Source organism: Clostridia bacterium (assembly GCA_035561135.1).
In the GTDB taxonomy this organism is placed as follows: Bacteria; Acidobacteriota; Terriglobia; order Terriglobales; family Acidobacteriaceae; genus DATMYA01.
This window is the reverse complement of the sequence record DATMYA010000063.1, coordinates 72,276-78,667: the sequence shown is the minus strand read 5'-3', so window position 1 is coordinate 78,667 and position 6,392 is coordinate 72,276. Positions and strand designations below refer to the sequence as shown.

General features: G+C 58.0%; 4 protein-coding genes. 1 reads left to right on the top strand and 3 read right to left on the bottom strand.

Translation table 11 applies throughout. The annotated features are described in order from the left end of the window. Positions 1-13: 13 nt before the first annotated feature. From VN622_13900 to VN622_13890, 3 genes are read right to left on the bottom strand one after another with little or no spacing between them, the layout of a single operon-like run. Positions 14-1,426, bottom strand: coding sequence for a sigma-54 dependent transcriptional regulator (locus VN622_13900; GenBank protein HWR36950.1), 1,413 nt, complete (start codon positions 1,424-1,426; stop codon positions 14-16). Beyond that, positions 1,423-1,821, bottom strand: a complete 399-nt coding sequence (locus VN622_13895) for a response regulator (GenBank protein HWR36949.1) — start codon at positions 1,819-1,821, stop codon at positions 1,423-1,425. The genes VN622_13900 and VN622_13895 overlap by 4 nt, the downstream gene beginning before the upstream one ends. Then, the gene (locus VN622_13890; GenBank protein ID HWR36948.1) at positions 1,818-5,645 is read right to left on the bottom strand and encodes a PAS domain S-box protein; all 3,828 of its coding nucleotides are present in this window, start codon (positions 5,643-5,645) and stop codon (positions 1,818-1,820) included. Before VN622_13890 ends, VN622_13895 begins: the two co-directional genes overlap by 4 nt. Positions 5,646-5,990: 345 nt before the next feature. On the opposite strand from VN622_13890, the gene VN622_13885 reads away from it, so the two are divergent. Further along, positions 5,991-6,335 (top strand): energy transducer TonB, encoded by a 345-nt coding sequence (locus VN622_13885; GenBank protein HWR36947.1) that lies wholly within the window; start codon positions 5,991-5,993, stop codon positions 6,333-6,335. Positions 6,336-6,392 lie beyond the last annotated feature (57 nt).

Here is a 6,392-nt window from a genome sequence, read left to right as displayed (position 1 = left end):
GGAACATCCGCTGCTACGCGCAGCCCGCACTCACCGCTGCCGACATCATCGTTCGCGGCTTTGTCTGGATGTTGTAGCGCTTGATCTTGCGATACAGCGTGGCACGGCTGATGCCGAGCAGCCTGCCCGCCATCTCCTTGTCGCCGTTCACCTGGTCGAAGACGCGCTGGATGGTGATGCGTTCAATGTCTTCCAGGTCTGTCGAACTGAACGTCTGTGTACCACTCGCCGACTCCAAAGCAGCCGCCTGAACCGAGCGGATTGAGGGCGGCAAATCGGCAATGTCGATTTCCTTTCGATTGCCCAGGGCAATTGCCCGCTCGATGCAGTTCTCAAGTTCACGCACATTGCCGGGCCAGTCGTATTGCAGAAGGCACTTCATCGCTTCATTCGTTATCGCTATCTGCGTGTCGGATGAATACCGGTCGAGGAACCAGTGCAGAAGCATAGCGATATCCGACTTCCGCTCTCTTAAGGACGGCAGGTGCACGGTTACTACGTTTAAGCGGAAGTAAAGATCCTTACGGAAAGTGCCGTTCTTGTACGAAGATTCCAGATCGCGATTCGTGGCGGCGATCACCCGCACGTCCACCTTCACGTTACGATTGCTGCCAACAGGCCGGATCTCTTTCTCCTGCAAGACACGCAGCAACTTCGCCTGCATCTCCATTGGTAACTCGCCGATTTCATCCAGAAAAATCGTTCCATTGTTAGCCGTCTCGAACAATCCTTCTTTCGCTCGATTAGCGCCCGTAAATGCGCCCTTTTCGTAGCCGAACAATTCGCTCTCGATCAGCGTCGGCACCAGCGAGCCGCAGTCCACGGCAACAAACGGGCGCTTTGCGAACGATCCGCGGAAGTGAATTGCTCGCGCTACCAGCTCCTTCCCTGTCCCGCTCTCGCCCGTGATCAGCACCGGCGTGCGGGTATCTTTCAGGCGCGCAACCATACGAAGCACGTCCTGTATCTTTGCCGACGAGCCTACAATGCCATGCAGTTCGGTTTCGGTCTTGAAGCGTTCACGCAGAAATTCGTTCTCCGCGACCAACCGGACCTTTTCAGACATTCGTTGAAGCGTCAGCTTTAACTCTTCAACTCGAAATGGTTTCGTGATGTAGTCGTATGCGCCGAGTTTCATGGCCTGGACGGCGCTTTCGATCGACCCATACCCGGTCATGATGGCGACTTCCGTGCGCGGCAGCATTTTCTTCACGGTGGCCAGAAACTCCAGCCCAGACATTTCCGCCATGCGCAGGTCCACAAGAATGATGTCCGGCGAATTCGTCTCTAAAAAGGCCAGCGCCGCTTCTGCGCTCTCCGCTTCATCACATAGGAAGCCAAGGCTCGCGCCAATCGTTACGCACAGCTTCCTTATGCTCTGCTGGTCGTCCACGATCAGGAACTGTACTCGGAAGTCCTCGGTCATTTTGTTGTCTTTCCAATCGTTCGTTCCACCACTTCAATGAGTTGCTGCACGCGAAACGGTTTTTCCAGATAGGGCGCTCCGGTGCGCCGCAGCGTCGCAGCCGTTTCCTCATTCACCGTGTCTCCGGTGATGAAGATCAACTTGCGCGCCATCTCCGGACGGTTCAACTCCAGCCACGAGAAGACGTCAGCGCCGTCCTTGCCGCCCGGCGTACGCATATCGGAAATCACGCCGGAAAAGGTACCGGTGTTCAGCATCTCCAAGGCCTGCACCGCCGAGGTCGCCGGAGCCACCGCGTATCCGTTGCGTTCCAGCGCCGCACGCACATAGGCCATCACTGAAGGTTCATCTTCAATTACCAGAATTGGCACGCACTGCGCTGTCGCCGAACTCATTGCGCTCTCCCCGCGGACATTGCCCGTATTGCAAGCGGCAGCCTTACCGTGAATGTTGCCCCCGCGCCATCAAGACGGTTCCGGCACGTAATCTCGCCACCGTGCTCTCGCACGATGCCGTAGCAGATACTCAGGCCCAACCCGGTTCCCTTGCCTACCTCTTTGGTCGTGAAGAATGGATCGAAAATGCGGTCGGGCGCCGCGATGCCCTCGCCGTTGTCGCTGAACGTCACCTCGGCAAAGCCCTCGTTCGTTCGCGTCCCGATCTCGATTCGTCCGGGTCTTCCGGTGTCGCGCACAGCGTCGTAAGCATTGTTCAGAATATTCAGGAAGACTTGCTGCAACTGGTGCGAATCGCCCACGATGTCCGGCATCGGAGACTCAATCCGCTCCGACACCTCGACGCCATGGTTTGCAAAGTCATAGGCGCGCAATCGCAGAGTCTTGTGCAGGATTGAGTTCACCTGAACCGGTTCGCGCTGTGGCGGCATCTGTCGCGCGAAGCTCAACAGGTTCTGCACAATCAACTTCGTGCGCTGCGCTTCCTGGATGATGACGCTCAAATCCTGCTTCGCGGCGTCCGACATATCGGGCTGGCCGGCAAGCAGGTCCGCGAATCCCAGAATCGCCGTCAAGGGGTTATTCACTTCGTGCGCTACGCCGGAAACCAGCTGTCCAACGGCCGCCATCTTCTCTGTGTGCATCAGCTTGGCTTGCAGGATAGCGGCGTCGGTGATGTCCGTCATCACTACTACGATCGAAGTCACCTGCCCCTGCTCGTCTCGCATGGGACTCAGGTTGACGGAGAAATGCGAGATCTCACCATGCGACTGCGAAATCGGCAGATCGAGATTGTCCACTTGCAGGCCTTCCAGCGTCTGCGCTAAGGCATCCAGGGCTGCCTGCCGCCGCACTGGTGCAACCAGCTCGACCAGCGGACGCCCAACCAGTTCGCCTGCCGTGTAGCCACCGCCTTCGTAGCAGCGCCGGTTCGCGTAGCTGATGAGCCCTGCGGTATCCGCCACCACGATGACGCTTTGCGTGTTGTTCAGGATTTTTTCGTTGAAGTCGCGCTGGCGTTGCAACTCGGCCTGAAACGTCTTTAGTTCCGTAATGTCGAGCATCAGGCCGCGATACTGCACGATCGATCCCTGGGCATCGCGCACGGCAAAAGCGTTCTGCAGCGTATAGATGATGGAGCCGTCCTTGCGCCGCAGCGTCTCCTGGAAGTTGCGCAGAGTTCCGGCTGCCTCAATCGCCTGGCGGAACATCAACCGCTGGTCGGGCGATAGATAAAGCTGATTGGCGATATCCACCTGCAGCAACTCTTCGCGGCTGTCGTAGCCGATCATCCGAACCAGCGCATCGTTCACTTCGATGAACCGGCCGTCCGGGGTTGAGAAGAACAACCCTTCCTGTATGTTGTCGAACAACTCGCGGTATCGGCGCTCGGCCTCACGCCGGTCGGAGATGTCCTTCAGCACATGGATGGTCTGCTTGCCGTCGTCGAGCGCGCCGCGAATTGTTGAGGTGGAAACCAGGTACGTGCGCTCCAGCACCGGATGGATGAACTCGTCGCTGCTGCCTTCGCTGCGGCAAAACGGACATGGCTCCGGACCTGTCTCCTGCGCCAGTTCCATCAGCGCTCTCATGCTCACGCCGATCAACTCCGGCGGACGCACGCCGATAAATTCGGCCATGCTGCGATTGATGCGCAGCACCCTGTTGCCCTGGTCGTGCACCACGATGAAATCCGAGATGGCATCGAAGATCTCGAGCCACTGGCTATTCGATTGCGCAATGCGCGTGAACAGGCGCGAATTCTCCAGCGCGACCGAAGCGTGACCGGCCAGCGCCTGCAGAAGGTTGCGGTCCGCTTTCTCCAGTTCGCCGGGGCGATTCGCGATGCAAAGCACGCCAATCAGATCACCCTCGGCGCTGGTGAGCCTTGCCACAACTACGTCTCGCCATCCGAGTCCCTCGGCGAGAGTCCGGCCCAGCACTTCCGATGCACTCCCGCTACTAATATCTCTTTTCTGGTGCGCCGCCACATCCGTCAGCGCCAGGTTCAATCTGCGCACGAGTGATTTGTCGCCGCTCGACTGGGTATTGTGCAGACAGACGGTTTCCAGTACAGAACCGCGCATCAGCGCCAAAGCCGCCGCAGGCGCGCCCAGCATGTCCGCCGCGCGATGCGTGAAGCTCTGCACTAATTCCGGCATCTGTATCGAAGAACTCATTTCCAGCGCCAGGCTCATCAAGTTTTCTGCCCGGCCCTGGTGCTGCTTCGAAAGGTGCAGGTTCTGCGTCGCCTCCAGCACTACGGCGACTTCGGCGGCCAGCGCCTTCGCGCGGCGGATATCTTCCGGCGAAACACCTCTTCCATCGCGGCGGTCGAGCACTCCCAGTATGCCGAGGGCGCGGCCGTCCGAACCAAGCAACGGTGCCGCGATGCCTTGTTTCAATTCAAACCGTGCCAGAAACCCGGCATCAGCAACCTTCACGTGCGCAGCGTCATCCGCCCAGAAGGTTTCCTTTGTAACCAGCACGTGCTGTTGCAGAACCTCTGGCACTTCGACGACCATGGGACGCGCCGTTCCCTTCTCGGCTACCCAGCGCACATGGCAATGCTTGCCTTCCACTAGCGCGATGAATGAGCGCTCAAAACCGAGAAACTCGACCGCGCGAATGACGAAGCGTTCCAGGAACTTGTCGAGTTGCCCGATGCTACCCAACTCCGACGAGATATCGAGGAGTTGTTGCACCTCGCGCGCCTGCTCATGCGTCTTCGCAAACAGTTCCGCGTTGTTCAGCGCCATCACGCCAAAGCCCGCGATGGCCCGCACCAACGACAGTTCCTGCACATCAAATACATGCTCAGGACCGCAGTACACCAACAGAGCACACTCGCTATTGGCGCCGCGAAGCTGTGCGATCAGCATTTGGCCCGTCGCAAGCGGCTCCGGTACATCACTCAGATTGGCGTCGGCAAGAGAGACAATCAGCGGTTGTTCGCTCCCTGTGGCCATCTCCGCCAGCGACTCTGCGAATTTGCAGCCGCCCTTGGCGTGTTGTGCACGGACTGCTTCCGCCAGCGTCGCGTCTTCCGCAACAACAGAACGCAATACGAGCGCTTCGCCCTCTCTGGCTAGAAGCACTACAAGGCGCGCCCGCAGCAGTTCGCACACTTTCTGCGTCAGTTCAGCGCGAATTGCCTCGGCATCCAGCACGGAGTGCAAGGATTGAGCGCACTGCACGAGGACTTCTGCCCGCCGTCGCTCTTCGCGCGAGGCGCGAGTCAGTCGCGAGGCTTCGATGAAAAGCCCCAACTGCGACGCCAGGATCGTTGCTTTCTCCGCCGAGTCCTCGTCGAACGGTTTACCAGCTGCAGCGCGGATGAAGACGACCGCCCCAACCACCTGCCCAGAAGCCGCCAAGGGGGCCGCGAGAACCGAATCCGCAGGGAATCGGTTATTAAAATTGACTTCGGCGCGCGACCTGAGTCCGTTCTCAAACTTGGTTTTGCGTGAGCGGATGGCGTCCACTGCAACGGCCCGATCGCTCATCTTTAAGCGACATCCGGCAAAACGCTCGGCGTACAAACCGTCGCCCATTAACGCGATTAGCTCATCGCCGGCCCGTTGCCAGCAGAATGCGCCATCCACCGCGAAGAATTCTCGCGTAAGCCGAAGGAAAAGCTGCACGAGAGAAACGAAGTCGTCGCCATCGGCCGCGGCCGCAGATAGCGCCAGCAGCAAACGCTGAAATGGTTCGTCCTGGATCGAAGAAAGTCCAGGTTTCGCAGAACTCTGCAACTTATCCATGCCAGGTCGTGCCGCATCCTTGAGATTGAGAGAAGATGAAGGTATTGCCGATTCTCATTTTGAGTCAAGTCAAAAGGCGCACAGGTAGAGTTGCAGTCAACAGTCTCATTTCTCAACTTGAAACGAAATTGACCCGGCAACACTCGCCGTGAGACAAACTATCTGCGGAGACAGTTCTCTCAATTCGCGCTTTCCTCTACCTGCTCCATCCTAAATACCTTAGCTTACAATGGCTTTCACCTAAATGTTACGAAAGTCGTTGACCACTTCTGGGTGGCACTCCCCTTGCACTAATCCTCGCGGCATTCTCTGTATCCGTATTCGTAAGGAGGGACCGTGCAAGTTATGCGTAAGTGGAGGGTCGTCGTAATCTGCTTCCTATCCACACTCGCTCTCATTTCGGCTTTTGTCATCGCGACTCCAAAAAACGGCATGGCGCAGGAAAGTGGTCGAAAGGTAAAGACCAGGATCAATCCGAGCTACCCGGAACTGGCGCGCAGGTCCAGAATCTCCGGAACAGTCAAGTTCCAGGCTGTGATTGCACCCAGCGGCCAGGTAAGGACCACGAAGCTGATTGGCGGACATCCGCTACTCGTCGGTGCTGCCGAAGAGGCCCTGAAGAGGTGGAAGTACGAACCGTCGTCGGAAGAAACGACGATCGTGGTGGAATTCAATTTCGCCCCAAGCTAAGCGTGAACGATAAGGCGAATCGACTCTCTTGATCGATCGCCGGCAGGACCGCACGAG